The organism is Serratia sp. 25CWL12 (assembly GCF_055790885.1).
This window is the reverse complement of sequence record NZ_CM147698.1, coordinates 3478047-3494755: the sequence shown is the minus strand read 5'-3', so window position 1 is coordinate 3494755 and position 16709 is coordinate 3478047. Positions and strand designations below refer to the sequence as shown.

15 protein-coding genes are annotated in these 16709 nt (G+C 50.4%); 9 read left to right on the top strand and 6 right to left on the bottom strand.

Features of this window, described 5'->3' with window-relative positions:
- Positions 1–105 precede the first annotated feature (105 nt).
- From lspA to folA, 9 genes are all read left to right on the top strand, one after another.
- Complete coding sequence (lspA, locus tag ACX9GV_RS15075) at positions 106–612, top strand: signal peptidase II (RefSeq protein ID WP_037386435.1); 507 nt, start codon at positions 106–108, stop codon at positions 610–612.
- A 1-nt stretch (position 613) separates the two neighbouring features.
- Positions 614–1084, top strand: a complete 471-nt coding sequence (gene fkpB, locus ACX9GV_RS15070; RefSeq protein WP_473196063.1) for an FKBP-type peptidyl-prolyl cis-trans isomerase — start codon at positions 614–616, stop codon at positions 1082–1084.
- Positions 1065–2018 carry a 4-hydroxy-3-methylbut-2-enyl diphosphate reductase gene (ispH, locus tag ACX9GV_RS15065; RefSeq protein WP_473196062.1) on the top strand — a complete coding sequence of 318 codons (954 nt, stop codon included), beginning with the start codon at positions 1065–1067 and terminating at the stop codon, positions 2016–2018. The genes fkpB and ispH overlap by 20 nt, the downstream gene beginning before the upstream one ends.
- Positions 2019–2057: 39 nt before the next feature.
- Positions 2058–2879: a 4-hydroxy-tetrahydrodipicolinate reductase gene (dapB, locus tag ACX9GV_RS15060; protein WP_473196061.1), complete on the top strand. Its 822-nt coding sequence runs from the start codon at positions 2058–2060 to the stop codon at positions 2877–2879.
- Between the two features lie 465 nt (positions 2880–3344).
- Positions 3345–4493 carry a glutamine-hydrolyzing carbamoyl-phosphate synthase small subunit gene (gene carA, locus ACX9GV_RS15055; RefSeq protein WP_023489408.1) on the top strand — a complete coding sequence of 383 codons (1149 nt, stop codon included), beginning with the start codon at positions 3345–3347 and terminating at the stop codon, positions 4491–4493.
- 16 nt (positions 4494–4509) lie between these two features.
- Positions 4510–7734 (top strand): carbamoyl-phosphate synthase large subunit, encoded by a 3225-nt coding sequence (gene carB / locus ACX9GV_RS15050; RefSeq protein WP_473196060.1) that lies wholly within the window; start codon positions 4510–4512, stop codon positions 7732–7734.
- 100 nt (positions 7735–7834) lie between these two features.
- Entirely contained in the window at positions 7835–8635 is an 801-nt protein-coding gene (locus ACX9GV_RS15045; protein WP_037386437.1) for a threonine/serine exporter family protein, read from the top strand.
- On the top strand, positions 8632–9096 hold the full coding sequence (locus tag ACX9GV_RS15040; RefSeq protein ID WP_037386403.1) for a threonine/serine exporter: 465 nt from the start codon (positions 8632–8634) through the stop codon (positions 9094–9096). Before ACX9GV_RS15045 ends, ACX9GV_RS15040 begins: the two co-directional genes overlap by 4 nt.
- 183 nt (positions 9097–9279) lie before the next feature.
- Positions 9280–9762, top strand: a complete 483-nt coding sequence (gene folA / locus ACX9GV_RS15035; protein WP_473196059.1) for a type 3 dihydrofolate reductase — start codon at positions 9280–9282, stop codon at positions 9760–9762.
- A 191-nt stretch (positions 9763–9953) separates the two neighbouring features.
- Here the strand turns inward: folA and apaH are convergent, their stop codons facing one another.
- From apaH to lptD, 6 genes are all read right to left on the bottom strand, one after another.
- On the bottom strand, positions 9954–10805 hold the full coding sequence (gene apaH / locus ACX9GV_RS15030; protein ID WP_473196058.1) for a bis(5'-nucleosyl)-tetraphosphatase (symmetrical) ApaH: 852 nt from the start codon (positions 10803–10805) through the stop codon (positions 9954–9956).
- Position 10806: 1 nt separating this feature from the next.
- Positions 10807–11184: a Co2+/Mg2+ efflux protein ApaG gene (apaG, locus tag ACX9GV_RS15025; RefSeq protein WP_473196057.1), complete on the bottom strand. Its 378-nt coding sequence runs from the start codon at positions 11182–11184 to the stop codon at positions 10807–10809.
- Between the two features lie 13 nt (positions 11185–11197).
- The gene (gene rsmA, locus ACX9GV_RS15020) at positions 11198–12016 is read right to left on the bottom strand and encodes a 16S rRNA (adenine(1518)-N(6)/adenine(1519)-N(6))-dimethyltransferase RsmA (protein ID WP_473196056.1); all 819 of its coding nucleotides are present in this window, start codon (positions 12014–12016) and stop codon (positions 11198–11200) included.
- On the bottom strand, positions 12009–13001 hold the full coding sequence (gene pdxA, locus ACX9GV_RS15015) for a 4-hydroxythreonine-4-phosphate dehydrogenase PdxA (protein WP_473198044.1): 993 nt from the start codon (positions 12999–13001) through the stop codon (positions 12009–12011). Before pdxA ends, rsmA begins: the two co-directional genes overlap by 8 nt.
- Entirely contained in the window at positions 12988–14289 is a 1302-nt protein-coding gene (gene surA / locus ACX9GV_RS15010) for a peptidylprolyl isomerase SurA (RefSeq protein WP_473196055.1), read from the bottom strand. The genes pdxA and surA overlap by 14 nt, the downstream gene beginning before the upstream one ends.
- A gap of 82 nt (positions 14290–14371) precedes the next feature.
- Positions 14372–16708 (bottom strand): LPS assembly protein LptD, encoded by a 2337-nt coding sequence (lptD, locus tag ACX9GV_RS15005; RefSeq protein ID WP_473196054.1) that lies wholly within the window; start codon positions 16706–16708, stop codon positions 14372–14374.
- Between the last annotated feature and the right edge of the window lies 1 nt (position 16709).

The following is a 16709-nucleotide window of genomic DNA, read 5'->3' as shown; positions in this document are numbered from 1 at the left end:
GCGGTAACCCCGTGAGGGGCGAGTCTCATGGATGAGACGAGTAATCGCCGCCAACACCCAAGCAGCTTGAAGGATGAAGGGTATATGGCTGAGAGCAATGACCTAATGAGTAGACCGATAAGTTCGACCGGCTTGCGCTGGCTATGGTTGGTGGTGGTGGTACTGGCGTTGGATTTAGCCAGTAAGCTGTGGATTTTGAATAATTTTGAGCTGGGCCAACTCCAGCCATTGTTCCCGTCATTCAACTTGTATTATGCGCGTAATTACGGTGCCGCATTCAGTTTCCTTGCGGACCATGGTGGTTGGCAGCGCTGGTTCTTTGCGGGTGTCGCCATTGCTATCGTGGTGGTCCTGCTGGTGATGATGTATCGCAGCAGTGCCCAGCAGAAGCTCAACAATATCGCCTATGCGTTTATTATTGGTGGTGCGCTCGGTAACCTGTTTGATCGTCTATGGCATGGTTTTGTCGTCGATTTTATCGACTTCTATATCGGTAATTGGCATTACCCGACCTTTAACCTGGCGGACTCCTTTATCTGTATAGGGGCTGTGATGATCGTACTGGAAGGGTTCCTGCCAGCGAAGAAACGTGCCAGCAGTGAAGGGAAGTAACATGACAGCTCAGGTTAACAGTAGTAGTGCGGTGTTGGTGCATTTCACGCTGAAATTGGAAGATGGCTCAACGGCGGAGTCTACCCGAGGCAACGGTAAACCTGCGCTGTTTCGCCTGGGGGATGGCAGCTTGTCCGCCCCTTTGGAGCAGCAACTTATTGGTCTGCGGGTGGGTGATAAATGTGCTTTTACCCTGCAACCGGAAGCGGCATTTGGGGCAAAGAATCCAGACTTGATTCAGTTCTTCTCGCACCGTGATTTCATCGATACCGGGGTGCCGGAGGTGGGTACCATCATGCTGTTTACCGCCATTGATGGCAGTGAAATGCCTGGTGTGGTGCATGAAGTGGCTGAAGACTCTGTCACCGTCGATTTCAACCATCCGTTGGCGGGTCACCCAGTCCTCTTTGATATTGAAGTATTGGAGATTGATCCACAGCAGGAGAAAACAGATGCAAATATTGCTGGCTAATCCGCGCGGTTTCTGTGCCGGGGTTGATCGTGCGATTAGCATTGTGGAACGTGCGTTGGAGATTTATGGCGCACCGATTTATGTGCGCCATGAAGTGGTACATAACCGCTATGTCGTCGATAGCCTGCGTGAACGCGGGGCGATATTCATTGAAGAGATCGCCGAGGTGCCTGATGGTTCGATCCTGATCTTTTCTGCCCACGGTGTTTCACAGGCGGTACGCGCTGAAGCCAAAACCCGTGAACTGACGATGTTGTTTGATGCCACTTGTCCGTTGGTGACCAAGGTGCATATGGAAGTGGCACGAGCCAGCCGCAAGGGGACTGAGGCGATCCTGATTGGTCATGCTGGGCACCCGGAAGTGGAAGGCACGATGGGGCAATACAGTAACCCGCAGGGGGGAATGTATCTGGTTGAGTCACCCGAGGATGTCTGGAAACTGCAGGTAAAGAATGAGTATAACCTCTGTTTTATGACCCAGACGACACTCTCTGTGGATGACACTTCGGATGTGATTGATGTATTGCGTGAGCGTTTCCCGAATATTATCGGCCCGCGGAAAGATGATATTTGTTATGCCACCACTAATCGTCAGGAAGCAGTACGTAATCTGGCGGCACAGGCGGACCTCGTCCTGGTGGTGGGGTCGAAAAACTCGTCGAACTCCAACCGCTTGGCTGAATTGGCTCAACGTGTAGGTAAACCTGCCTATCTGATCGATTCTGCCGCTGATATTCAAGAAGCCTGGTTGCAAGGGGGTGGCAACATTGGGGTTACCGCGGGGGCTTCTGCGCCAGACGTGTTGGTTCAGGAAGTGATCAGTCGTTTGAAGATATTGGGTGGCAAAGACGTTCATGAGCTTAGTGGTCGTGAAGAGAACATCGTGTTTGAAGTACCCAGAGAACTGCGGCTGGACATTAAGCAGGTCGACTGAGTGCTGAAGAATGGCTAGTGATCAAAAAGAGAGCAGAGTATGACTAATTCACAGATCCGCATTGCCGTCGCTGGTGCTGGTGGACGTATGGGGCGTCAATTGATTCAAGCGGTACAGCAGGCACCAGGCGTGGTGTTAGGTGCTGCTATGGAGCGCTCAGGGTCAAGTCTGGTGGGCTCAGATGCCGGTGAGTTGGCCGGGGTAGGGGTGCTAGGTGTGACTGTCACTGATGACCTGGCAAAGGTGGTCAATGATTTTGATATTTTGATCGACTTTACTCGCCCAGAAGGCACGTTGACTCATTTGGCATTCTGTGTGGCTCATCATAAAGGTATGGTGATTGGCACCACCGGTTTTGATGATGCGGGTAAAGCCGCCATCCAAGCCGCTACTCAACAGATTGGCATTGTCTTTGCCGCTAACTTCAGTGTCGGGGTCAATGTGATGTTGAAACTGTTGGAGAAGGCCGCCAAGGTGATGGGTGATTATACGGATATCGAAATAGTGGAGGCACATCATCGCCATAAGGTTGATGCGCCTTCCGGCACTGCGCTAGCGATGGGCGAGGCGATTGCCGGGGCATTAGGCCGTGACCTTAAAGAGTGTGCGGTTTACCAGCGTGTTGGTCATACTGGCGAACGAGATCCGAAGAGCATCGGGTTTGCCACTATCCGGGCTGGCGACATTGTGGGTGAGCATACCGCGATGTTTGCCGATATCGGCGAGCGGGTGGAAATTACGCATAAAGCTTCAAGCCGTATGACTTTCGCCAATGGTGCCGTCCGTGCGGCTATTTGGGTTTCTGCGCGGCAAAATGGGTTATTTGATATGCGCGATGTGCTCGGATTAGAGCAGTTATAATATTTTAAATCCCCTTTCTTTTAAGGTTTTTTTTCTAATTACATGAAAATAGGGCAATAATCCAATTGCCCTATTTTTTTATGTAAAAATAGGCTTTATGGCTTTAATTTTTACTCTAATTTCTATTTTTAATGTTTATCTTGCTTATTTGTTCATTTTTAGACCATTTGATCTCATCTTATCTAGGCAGCGACCTTTTAAAACCAATTTTTCTGCTATTTCTTATTGCAACCGTTTTCCAGCCCGAGTTTTTGTGTGTTTTCGAGGCTGTGGGTTAAAATAAATCGTAAGGTGGACAAAATTAATGTAAAAAAGGGGGCTTTTTGTAGACAAGACCAGCACTCATCATTAGAATGCGCGCAATTTGCCAAAAATCAGCTGTGATGGCGTTTTTGGCATTGATTTAGAGTGTGACATATGAATTAATATGCAAATAATGTGACTTATTATTCCTTGGAGGGTGTTTTGATCAAATCAGCGCTATTGGTTCTGGAAGACGGAACCCAATTCCATGGTCGGGCCATTGGGGCGGAAGGTTCGGCAGTGGGGGAAGTGGTCTTCAATACGTCGATGACCGGTTATCAAGAAATCCTCACTGACCCCTCCTACTCCCGCCAAATCGTTACTCTTACTTATCCCCATATCGGCAATGTTGGCACCAATCATGCTGACCAAGAATCCTCCTCTGTTCATGCTCAAGGCCTGGTTATCCGCGACCTTCCTCTCATTGCCAGCAACTACCGTAACGAAGAAGGACTGTCGGCCTACCTTAAGCAGCATAATATTGTCGCCATTGCCGATATTGATACGCGCAAACTGACGCGTCTGCTGAGGGAAAAAGGGGCACAAAATGGCTGCATCATGACTGGCGATGCTGCTGATGCTGAGCTTGCACTGCAAAAAGCCAAGGCTTTCCCCGGTTTGAAGGGGATGGATCTGGCGAAAGAGGTCACCACCAAGGATGCATACCCTTGGTTGCAAGGCAGTTGGACCCTGGCTGGGGATCTGCCGGCTGCCAAATCAGTAGATGAACTGCCTTACCATGTGGTGGCTTATGATTACGGTGTAAAACGCAATATTCTACGCATGTTGGTGGATCGTGGCTGTCGTCTTACGGTGGTTCCTGCTCAGACCCCGGCTGCAGATGTGTTAAAAATGAAGCCAGACGGCGTGTTCCTGTCCAACGGCCCGGGTGACCCAGAACCTTGTGATTACGCCATTAACGCTATCAAACAGTTGTTGGAAACCGACATTCCACTCTTCGGTATCTGTCTTGGACATCAACTACTGGCGTTAGCTAGCGGGGCGAAAACCACCAAGATGAAGTTGGGTCATCATGGTGGTAACCATCCGGTACAGGATCTGGATAATCAGCGGGTGATGATCACCGCGCAGAACCACGGTTTTGCTGTAGATGAAAATAATTTGCCATCGACTCTGCGGGTCACTCACAAATCGCTGTTTGACCATACGGTGCAGGGAATTCATCGCATCGATAAAGCAGCATTTGGTTTCCAAGGGCATCCAGAAGCCAGCCCGGGCCCCCATGATGCGGCACCGCTGTTTGACCACTTTATTGAACTGATTGAATCTTATCGTTCCAACGCCAAATAATCAGGAGCCATACAACATGCCAAAACGTACAGATATAAAAAGCATCCTGATCCTCGGTGCCGGTCCGATTGTGATTGGCCAGGCGTGTGAATTTGATTATTCCGGTGCACAAGCCTGTAAAGCACTACGTGAAGAGGGTTACCGCGTTATTCTGGTTAACTCCAACCCCGCGACCATCATGACTGACCCAGAAATGGCGGATGCCACCTATATTGAGCCAATTCACTGGGAAGTGGTGCGCAAAATCATCGAAAAAGAGCGCCCAGATGCGGTCTTGCCAACCATGGGTGGGCAAACAGCACTCAACTGTGCTCTGGAGCTGGAGCGCCAAGGGGTGCTGGCTGAATTCGGTGTCACCATGATCGGTGCTACTGCCGATGCTATCGATAAAGCAGAAGATCGCCGCCGTTTCGATATTGCCATGAAGAAGATCGGCCTGGATACCGCTCGTTCTGGCATCGCGCATAATATAGATGAGGCGTTGGCGGTTGCGGCTGATGTGGGGTTCCCTTGCATTATTCGCCCATCATTCACTATGGGAGGAACCGGTGGGGGTATCGCCTATAACCGTGAAGAATTTGAAGAGATCTGTCAGCGTGGTCTGGATCTCTCTCCTACCAACGAGCTATTGATTGATGAATCGCTGATTGGCTGGAAAGAGTATGAAATGGAGGTGGTGCGCGATAAGCATGATAACTGCATCATCGTCTGCTCCATCGAAAATATCGATGCGATGGGCATCCATACCGGTGACTCTATCACCGTGGCACCCGCGCAGACCCTGACCGACAAAGAGTATCAAATTATGCGTAACGCCTCGATGGCGGTGTTGCGCGAGATCGGCGTTGAAACCGGCGGTTCTAACGTCCAGTTTGCCGTCAACCCGAAAACCGGCCGTTTGATCGTGATCGAAATGAACCCTCGCGTCTCCCGCTCATCAGCGTTGGCATCGAAAGCCACGGGGTTCCCGATCGCCAAGATCGCCGCCAAGTTGGCAGTAGGTTATACCCTTGATGAGTTGATGAATGATATCACCGGTGGCCGCACGCCAGCTTCCTTTGAGCCTTCCATTGACTATGTAGTTACCAAAATCCCGCGTTTTAATTTCGAAAAATTTGCCGGTGCCAATGATCGCCTGACCACCCAGATGAAGTCTGTGGGGGAAGTGATGGCAATTGGCCGTACCCAGCAGGAATCATTGCAGAAAGCACTGCGTGGGCTGGAAGTGGGTGCCACCGGTTTTGATCCTAAAGTGAGCCTTGATGACCCTGAGGCGCTGACCAAAATACGTCGCGAACTTAAAGATGCCGGTTGTGATCGTATCTGGTATATCGCTGATGCTTTTCGTGCCGGTTTGTCGGTGGATGGTGTGTTCAACCTGACTAATATCGATCGCTGGTTTCTGGTGCAGATTGAAGAGTTGGTGCGCCTTGAAGAGCAGGTGGCTGAGTTGGGCATCAACGGTTTAAACGCCGGTTTTATGCGCTTGCTAAAGCGTAAAGGTTTTGCAGATGCGCGTTTGGCCAAATTGGTCGGGGTTTCAGAAAATGAAATCCGCAAGTTACGCCATGGTTTCAATCTGCACCCGGTTTATAAGCGGGTCGATACCTGTGCTGCGGAGTTTGCTACCGATACCGCCTATATGTACTCCACTTATGAAGAGGAGTGTGAAGCCAATCCATCCCATGACCGTCCGAAAGTGATGATCTTGGGGGGCGGCCCAAACCGTATTGGCCAGGGAATCGAATTCGATTACTGCTGTGTGCACGCCGCGCTGGCATTGCGTGAAGATGGTTACGAGACCATTATGGTCAACTGCAACCCGGAAACTGTCTCCACCGACTACGATACCTCGGATCGTCTCTACTTTGAGCCAGTGACGTTAGAAGATGTGCTGGAAATTGTACGTATCGAGCAGCCAACAGGCGTTATCGTGCAGTATGGTGGGCAAACTCCGCTGAAACTGGCGCGTGAGCTGGAAGCCGCTGGTGTGCCGATTATTGGTACCAGCCCGGACGCGATTGATCGTGCGGAAGATCGTGAGCGCTTCCAACAGGCTGTCCACCGCTTGGGGCTGAAGCAACCCGCCAATGCCACCGTGGCCACTATTGAGCAGGCGGTAGAAAAAGCCGCAGGGATTGGTTATCCGCTGGTAGTGCGCCCCTCTTACGTGCTGGGTGGCCGCGCCATGGAGATCGTTTACGATGAAGTTGATCTCCGTCGTTACTTCCAGAATGCGGTGAGTGTCTCCCATGATGCTCCGGTACTGTTGGATCGTTTCCTGGACGACGCCGTAGAAGTGGATGTCGATGCCATCTGCGATGGTGAGCGTGTGTTGATCGGTGGCATCATGGAGCATATCGAACAGGCTGGCGTACACTCTGGCGACTCGGCTTGTTCCCTGCCAGCCTATACGTTGAGCCAGGATATCCAGAATGTGATGCGCCAACAGGTGGAAAAGTTGGCGTTTGAGCTGCAGGTCCGTGGTTTGATGAACGTCCAGTTTGCAGTGAAAAACAACGAAGTGTACCTGATTGAGGTTAATCCGCGTGCTGCCCGTACCGTTCCCTTTGTTTCCAAAGCCACTGGGGTCCCTTTGGCGAAGGTAGCGGCACGAGTGATGATCGGTAAATCGCTGGCTGAGCAGCAGGTAACCGAAGAGGTTATCCCACCGTATTACTCGGTGAAAGAAGTGGTCCTGCCATTTAATAAGTTCCCGGGTGTTGACCCGATTCTGGGGCCAGAAATGCGTTCGACAGGGGAAGTGATGGGGGTTGGGGCTACCTTTGCTGAAGCTTTCTCCAAGGCGATGCTGGGCAGTAACTCCGGTATGAAAAAACAGGGGCGTGCGTTGTTATCAGTACGTGGGGGTGACAAAGCCCGCGTGGTGGACCTGGCAGCCAGCCTGCTCAAACAGGGTTTTGAACTGGATGCCACTCATGGCACCGCCATCGTACTGGGTGAGGCAGGGATTAATCCCCGTTTAGTCAATAAGGTGCATGAAGGGCGGCCACATATTCAGGACCGCATCAAAAATGGCGAGTACACCTATATTGTTAACACCACCGCGGGCCGCCAGGCTATTGAGGACTCCAAACTGATCCGTCGTAGTGCGTTGCAGTATAAAGTACACTATGACACCACACTTAATGGTGGTTTTGCTACCGTGATGGCATTAAAGGCCGATCCTACTGAACAGGTGACTTCGGTACAGGAATTACATGCCCGAATCAGTAAATAACTGAACGTTCTAAGTTGCAGGTAGGGGATATCTACCTGCATCTTGCAGGGTAAGGTGTTTAGCTGGGGTGGGCGTTCATTCAGGGAGTACAATGAGCAATATGAAACGGGAATTGACGGTGGATCTACCCAGTGTCAATCAGCAGCAACGTGAGATTACGCGCCTTTGTATTCAGTGCGCGTTGCTACTGTTACAACATGGTGCGGAAAGCATGGTGGTGGAGCAGCTCTCTACTCGCCTGGGTTTGGCACTGGGGATGGACAGTGTGGAAAGCTCCATTTCGGCCAATGCGGTGGTGCTGACCACGATCAGCAATGATGCCTGCCTGACGACAACACGTAAGAATGTTGATCGCGGCATTAATATGCAAATTGTTACTGAGGTGCAGCATATTGTGATCTTGGCTGAACACCGTTTGGCGGATGCCCAGACGGTTGCCCGGCGCTTTAACAAGATCGTTCCACTGCGTTATCCACGCTGGCTGGTGGTGTTGATGGTGGGGTTGTCCTGTGGCTGCTTCAGCATGCTCAATGGTGGCGGCCCTGATGCCTTTGTGGTCACTTTTCTGGCCAGTGGTCTGGCCATGTTTGTGCGCCAACTATTGACTGCCCGCCATTTGAATCCGTTGATCAATTTCTGTTTGACGGCGTTTGTTGCCACCTCGGTTTCTGGTTTACTGCTGCGTTTACCTGTTTTTAGCCAAACCTCCAGTGTGGCGATGGCCGCCAGTGTTCTGCTGCTGGTACCCGGGTTCCCATTGATTAATGCCGTGGCTGATATGTTTAAAGGCCATGTGAATACCGGGTTGGCGCGTTGGGCGATGGCCACTTTATTGACCCTGGCAACCTGTATCGGCGTGGTGATGGCCATGTCGTTATGGCAATTGCGGGGGTGGGCATGAACCTATTATGGATGTTACTGCAGGATATGTTGTTGGCTGCGGTGCCTGCCTTGGGTTTTGCCATGGTATTTAATGTGCCTGCCCGTGCCTTGCGCTATTGCGCTTTACTGGGCGCATTAGGCCATGGTTCTCGTATGCTGATGATGCATTTTGGGATGAATATCGAGTGGGCTTCGTTTTTGGCCGCCATTCTGATTGGTATTATTGGTATCAGTTGGTCACGTTGGTTGCTGGCTCACCCCAAGGTATTTACCGTGGCCGCAGTAATCCCGATGTTCCCGGGGATTTCTGCTTATACCGCGATGATTAGTGTGGTAGAAATCTCCCATCTTGGCTATAGCGAAGCATTGATGTCGGTTATGATTTCCAATTTCCTTAAAGCCTGTTTTATTGTCGGTGCGCTATCTATCGGTTTATCCGTGCCTGGTTTATGGTTATATCGCAAACGACCAGGGGTTTAAGGTTGTTACTGTAGGCTTAACACCTTCAGGTCTTATCGCGTAAATGAGACAAAACGCTATCGACGGCGAATAGCGCTTTACGTATAGTGTGGACGATTTTGCCATCTACTCTATCGCCAAGTTTGTTCAGGTTGCAGCTAACACCGCTGCTGCTCAAATGACGAAGACATACAGGGTTATATAATGATTATCAGCCTGATTGCCGCTTTGGCAGCAGACCGCGTTATTGGTATGGAAAATACCATGCCATGGCACTTACCCGCAGATTTAGCATGGTTCAAACGTAACACGTTGAATAAACCTATTATTATGGGTCGTAAGACGTTTGAGTCGATAGGTCGTCCGTTGCCAGGCCGCCAGAATATTGTTTTAAGCAGCCAGCCAGGCAGTGACCAGAGTGTGACTTGGGTAACCTCGTTGGAGCAGGCATTGACTGCCGCTGGGGATGTGGAAGAGGTCATGGTGATTGGTGGTGGCCGGGTTTATGAACAGTTTTTGCCACGGGCTAACCGGTTATATTTGACGCATATTGATGCTGAAGTGGAGGGGGATGCCCACTTTCCGGATTACGAGCCCGATGAGTGGGAAAGCTCGTTCAGTGAATTTCATGATGCAGATGAACTGAATTCTCACTGTTATTGTTTTGAGATTTTAGAACGTCGCTAAGTCTTTCTGATAACCCCTTCCTGATAACCCAATGTGGGTCTTGCCTATCTGTGGGGGGGTATCCAGCTTACCAGGCTTGAGTAAAAGAGACTCACTTGGGTGACAACCGCAGAGCACCATTATTGGCCATTGTTTGTGGCTAATGTTTGTGGCTAATGCTTGTGACCATCGTTTGGCCTGCGGTTGCTTAATTAAATGCCGGTGAGTAAATTCTGACCATCGAGCGTTGCGCGTTGGCTGGCCGGTTGGGCAAAAAACTGTTTATCTTCCCAACGTAACATGGTCAGTTCCCCGCCCCAGCAACAACCGGTATCTAGAGCAATAATACCTTCAGGTGTGCCGTTACCTTCCAGTGAAGCCCAGTGACCGAAAATAACGGTGTAATCGGGGTCAACTTGGCGAGGGAGTTCAAACCAGGGCTTCAACATGGAGGGAGCATCAGTGGGGGCATCTTTACAAATCATGTCCAACTGCCCGTTAGGGAAACAATAGCGCATACGCGTCAGTGCATTGGTGCTGAAACGCAGGCGTGCCAGCCCAATCATCTCTGGGGTCCAGTTATTTGGCATATCGCCATACATCGCATCAAGGAATAACGGGTAACAGTCGCTACTCAATACGGCTTCAACTTCACGGGCACATTGTTGCGCGGTGGCAATATCCCACTGTGGAGTAATGCCTGCATGCCCCATAATCAGTTTACGCTGGTGGTCAACTTGCAGAATGGGTTGACGCCGCAGCCAATTGATTAGCTCATCACTGTCGGGGGCTTCTAGTAAAGGCGTCAGATTGTCTTTCGGTTTATTACGGCTAATGCCGGCATAGATAGCCAGCAGATGTAAATCATGGTTACCCAACACCATACGCACTGCTGGGCCGAGTGAACGCACATAACGCAGCACCGCGAGCGAATCTGGCCCGCGGGCAACCAAATCACCGGTTAACCACAGTTGATCCTGGTGTGGCTCGAAATTAGCTTGAGCTAACAGCGCTTGCAGTTCATCAAAGCAGCCATGAACATCGCCGATAAGATAGGTTGCCATATTAGTGGATCAGCGTAGGGATGGCTAAGCGGAAGACTGGGATAGCAGTACGAAATGGCTTACCTTGGTGATCCACCATTTCGTAGTGACCTTCCATGGTACCGAGCGGTGTTTCGAGTACCGCACCGCTGGTATATTGAAACTCGTTACTGGGTAGGATAAGGGGCTGTTCGCCGATCACCCCTTCCCCTTGTACTTCAGTTTGGCGGCCATTACTGTTGGTAATCAGCCAGTAACGCCCCAGGAGTTGCACGTTAAAACGCCCCAGGTTACGGATAGTAACGGTATATGCGAAGACGTAACGCTCCTCTTCAGGTATTGATTGTGACTCCACATAAATACTCTGAATTTGGATACATACACGGGGCGAATCAATCATGGTCATGACTCCTTTATTGCGCTGGCACCTGCTGGGTTGTAAGCCAGTTTGCCAGCTTACAGTACTGCGCGACAGAAATATTTTCTGCTCGTAGTGCCGGATCAACACCCAGTTCCGTCAGTTGCTCTGGGGTAAACAACTCACCCAGGCTATTGCGGATGGTTTTCCTGCGTTGGTTAAACGCCTGGGTGGTAATACGGCTTAACATGCGCACATCATGCACCGGATGTGGGATTGTCGCATGGGGTACCAAACGAACCACCGCTGAATCGACCTTAGGTGGTGGAGCGAAGGCGGTAGGCGGCACTTCCAGTACCGGAATGATATTGCAGTAGTATTGTGCCATCACGCTCAGCCGGCCATAAGCTTTGCTGTTTGGGCCAGCCACCAAGCGATTGACCACTTCTTTTTGCAACATAAAATGCATGTCGCGAATAGCCGAAGTATAGCTGAAAAGATGGAACATCAGCGGTGTTGAGATGTTATAAGGCAGGTTACCGAACACTCTCAATGGTTGACCTACTTGTTCAGCCAACTCGGCGAAGTTCACCGTCATCGCATCTTGCTGATGGATGGTCAGCTTATCTTTTAACTGGGGATGATTGGCCAAGCGAGCGGCCAGATCACGGTCCAGTTCGATCACCGTCATATGATCCATACGTGCAGCAACAGGTTCGGTTAAGGCACCCAAACCTGGACCGATCTCAAGAACTGCTTCACCCGGTTGTGGATGAATCGCTGAGACAATGCTATCGATGACAAACTGATCGGTTAAAAAGTTTTGTCCAAAACGTTTGCGGGCAAAATGCCCTTGGTGGACTCTATTATTCATTAGAATTAATTATCATTTTAATGGCGAGATTTAAGGCTGTTTTGAAACTACCGGCATCGGCAGTGCCGCTACCAGCCAGTTCCAATGCAGTACCATGGTCGACCGAGGTACGAATAAAGGGCAAGCCAAGGGTGATATTTACCGCCCGACCAAACCCTTGGTATTTTAATACTGGCAAACCTTGGTCGTGATACATTGCCAGCACGGCATCGGCATGTTGCAGATATTTCGGTTGGAACAGGGTATCAGCAGGTAGCGGCCCAACCAGTTGAATGCCGCGCTGACGCAACAATTCGAGTGCGGGAATAATGACATCCAGCTCTTCACGCCCGATATGACCATTTTCCCCGGCATGGGGGTTAAGCCCACAAACATAGATCTGTGGCTGCGCAATGCCGAATTTGGTTTTTAGATCATGATCGAGAATGGTGATCACTTCATCCAGACTCTGCAGGGTAATCGCCCCGGGTACCGCCAATAACGGTAGATGGGTGGTGGCTAGCGCAACACGCAACTCTTCGGTAGCCAACATCATCACGACGCGTTCACAGTGACTACGTTCGGCGAAGAACTCAGTGTGTCCGCTAAACGGCAAACCGCCATCATTGATGACCCCTTTGTTAACCGGGCCGGTTACCAGAGCAGCAAATTCACCGCTCAGACAGCCGTCACAGGCGCGAGCCAGTGTTTCTACGACATAGCTACTGTTCGCCACGTTTAGCTCACCGACCACCACCGGTGCTCGGGCTACAACGGGCAACACCGTTAAACTACCGGCTTGCTGTGGTTGAGCTGGCTGTTCGGGTTGATACTCTCTCAACGTCAGGGGTAATGACAATTGGCGGGCACGCGCAAGCAATAAGGCCGGATCGGCACACACCACTAACTCAACAGGCCAATCCTGCTGTGCCAGTGTGGTGACCAAATCCGGCCCCACCCCGGCGGGTTCACCGGGGGTAATCACGATACGCTTAGTGTTGTGCATTGCTGCCATTGAGGATCTTCACATAAGCTGAAGCACGGAGTTCCTGCATCCAGGTTTGTGCTTCCTCAGCAAATTTGCGGTTGAACAGCATGCGGTAAGCGCGATCTTTCTGTGCGGCATCAGTTTTATCCACTTGGCGAGTATCGATCAATTGGATCAGGTGCCAGCCAAAGGCGGAGTGAACCGGTTCACTGATCTGGCCTTTCTGCAACTTCAGCAGTGCATCACGGAAGGCAGGATCATAAGCATCTGGCGAACTCCAACCCAGATCTCCACCTTGTAATGCTGAACCAGGATCTTGAGAAAGTTGCTTGGCTTTATCTTCAAATTTGGCTTTACCACTCTTGATAGCGGTAGCCACAGCCTGAAGTTTCGCCTGCGCCTGAGCGTCGGTCATCACGACAGACGGTTTCAACAGAATATGGCGCGCATGTACTTCGGTGACGGAAATTGACTGATTGCCACCACGGAGATCGTTAATTTTCAGGATGTGAAAACCGACGCCGGAACGAATAGGACCAACCACATCCCCTTTTTTGGCATTCACCAACCGTTCTGCGAACAGTGTAGGCATTTCCTGTAGTTTACCCCATCCCATCTGGCCACCTTTCAGGGCCTGTGAGTCGGCGGAGTAGGTGATGGCTAATTTACCGAAATCTGCGCCACCATTAACTTCACCCACCAAGCGTTTTGCCAGTGTTCCGGCTTGGTTAACTTGCTCTTGAGTCGGGTTTTCTGGCAACGGTATCAGGATATGACTGATATTAACCTCGGTATCTCCGCCATTTTGAGCACCGACCTGTTGAGCCAATGCCTCAACTTCCTGTGGCAGGATGTTGACACGACGGCGGACTTCATTGTTACGCACTTCAGCGGTCAGCATTTCCTTGCGGATTTGTGCGCGGTAGGTGTTGTAGTTTAAGCCTTCATAGGCCAAACGGCTGCGCAACTGATCAACAGACATTTTGTTCTGGGCGGCAATATTGGCAATCGCTTTATCCACATCGGCATCGCTGGCGGTGATACCCATTTTTTGCGCCATCTGCAACAGAATATTATCCATGATCAGGCGTTCAATGATTTGCTGACGTAGTTCGCTGTCACCAGGCAACTGTTGCCCTTCTTGCTGCGCGTTGCGTTTCACCGATTGTAATAAACCGTTCACATCGCTCTCGAGTACCACCCCGTTATTGACCACGGCGACGACTTTATTGACCTCTTGCGGCGCTGCGAATGCCGTATTGGCACAAACCACCAATCCGAGAAGAAACGCTTTCCAGTTCTTCATACATTTCCCGTTATTTAATCCGCAATTGCGGGTGAAAGTTTTTATTTTCAATCTGTTATACCTGTCCTGGGCATAAAATACATCAGAATGCACGTTGATAAGGCAGAATGCCTGCACGTAACATTCCGTTAGTACCCAGGCTGTGATCGTTACCTAGGCCACGGAGTTCAACACTGACTGTATACCGATTATCATATTTACTGCTTTGGTTGATATTATCCCACTCAGTGATCTTACGTTCATAACCGAGATTAATTGCCCAACAGCAGGTGTTATAGCGCAGACCTACCAAGCGGTTTGCCGTCTGTTGGGCCCGGGTATCATAATAATAACCTGCCACCACCGCCCAACGATCAGCCACTGGCCAGCCACCGATCAAGCCAACTTGTGAAATACCTTCCTGATAGCCTGGGTTGCTGATATTTGGCAACGTAGTAGCAATATACTCTGGGCTGGCATAGCGGTAGTTTAATTGCACCACGCGATTTTCGTCCTGACGATATTCCACTACCGCATCACCTAACGCAAAGCTGCTCAGGCGGGTATCATATTGCACACCCCCTCGCATGCCCCAACGTTGATCGATCTTCCAATAAGTATCACCCGCCCAGACAACACTGCCGATATCTTTATTGTTATCAAATTCGCGATATTGCTCCCCAGTACGTGAATGGCTGAGATAGTAGATTTGACCCACAGAAACGTTAAAACGTTCCACTAACTCATCATCATAAATTCGCGAGGTGACCCCGGTTGCAAAACGATTTTGTGATGCAATACGATCTAACCCACTGTAGGAGCGATCACGGAACAGGCCAGAATAGTCCGTCTGTAGCAGTGTTGAGTCATAGGTATAAATATTGCCTTGGTCGCGATATGGCACGTAGAGATACTGCACCCGTGGTTCGATGGTCTGGGTATAGTCTGGTGACAAGGCCATGCCTCGCTCAAAAACCACTTTGCCATCGGTTTTGAACTGTGGCAGCAGGCGATTGACCGACTCATCCAGATCTGAATGTGCCGCAAAACCGTTTGGAATATCTTGTTGGAAATGAGTTGCCATCACTTTGGCTTGAGTATTCAGACTCCCCCAACTGTTACCTAATGGTAGGCTCACTGCCGGCTCAATATGCCAGCGAGTGGCTTTCGGGTTATCCGGGTTGACGGTAGTGAACTTGGCGACCTGGGCGTAAGTATGCAGGTCAAAGGGGCCAATATCTGTTTTGTAATAGTTGATATCCAACTGCGGTTGAGAACGGTAGGCATTTTGGTTACCGCCCGCAGGGAAAACCTGGAACTGCCTGGATGACAGCGCGGTATCCCAGTTTTCATTGGCGTAACCGAGACTGAATTTTTGCGTTGCGTAACCGTCAGTGGTGGTTCCATATTGTGAGGTGAGATCCGTAAAGTAATAAGAATCACTGACTCTGGTGTAGTCAACGTTAAAACGCCACACCTTGGCCATTACGCCGCTATGGCCCCAGTAAAACAGCCAACGCTTACTGTCATTGGATTCGCCATGGTCGTTCTCATATTGACGATCACTGGGCAGCCAATCCAGGGCAATAGTCCCCAGACCGGGTTGCAGCAGATAACGGAACTCGTTCTGCCACTGCAGGCCACGCTCTGTCATATAGTGTGACGTAATAGTGGCATCAAAGTTGGGAGCAATGTTCCAGTAATAGGGCAACAGGAATTCGAAACCATTATTGCTACTATATTTGGCGTTCGGGATCAAAAACCCTGAACGGCGCTTGTTGCCTATCGGCAATTGCATATAAGGGCTGTAGAACACCGGCACATTACCAATCTTGAAGCGGGCATTCCATATTTCGGCAACTTGTTCTTCTCGGTCCTGGATAACTTCAGATCCGACTACGCTCCAGCTGTTATCTCCTGGCAAACAGGAGGTAAAGGAGCCATTTTCCAAAATGGTATAGCGGTTTTCACCACGCATCTTCATTTTGTCGGCTTCGCCGCGCCCTTGGCGCCCCACCAACTGGTATTCACCCTGATAAACATCAGTATCTTTGGTGTTCAGGTTTGACCAGGCTTTCGGGCCTTTCAGTTTGATCTGATTATCCGCGTAATGCACATCACCGGTGGCGGTGACGGTGCGGATAGGGTTCGGTTGACCCTCTTTTTGTGTTTGGTTCAGATCAACTTGTTCGGCTAGCAGCCTGCTGTTGCCTTGTTCAATATCCACATTGCCGGTGAATTGGGCATTATCAGGGAAATTGGCATGGGCGCTCTCAGAACGAATGGTGACAGGTAAGCTGTCAGGAGAGCCGGTAACAAGGGGCTTATCGTAAATAGGTACACCGAGCATACATTGCTCAGTCAAGTCAGCGACGGCATACTGGCTATAAATTGCTGACCAAATCAATGTGGCCAGCAGTGTGGGGAAACATTTTTTCATA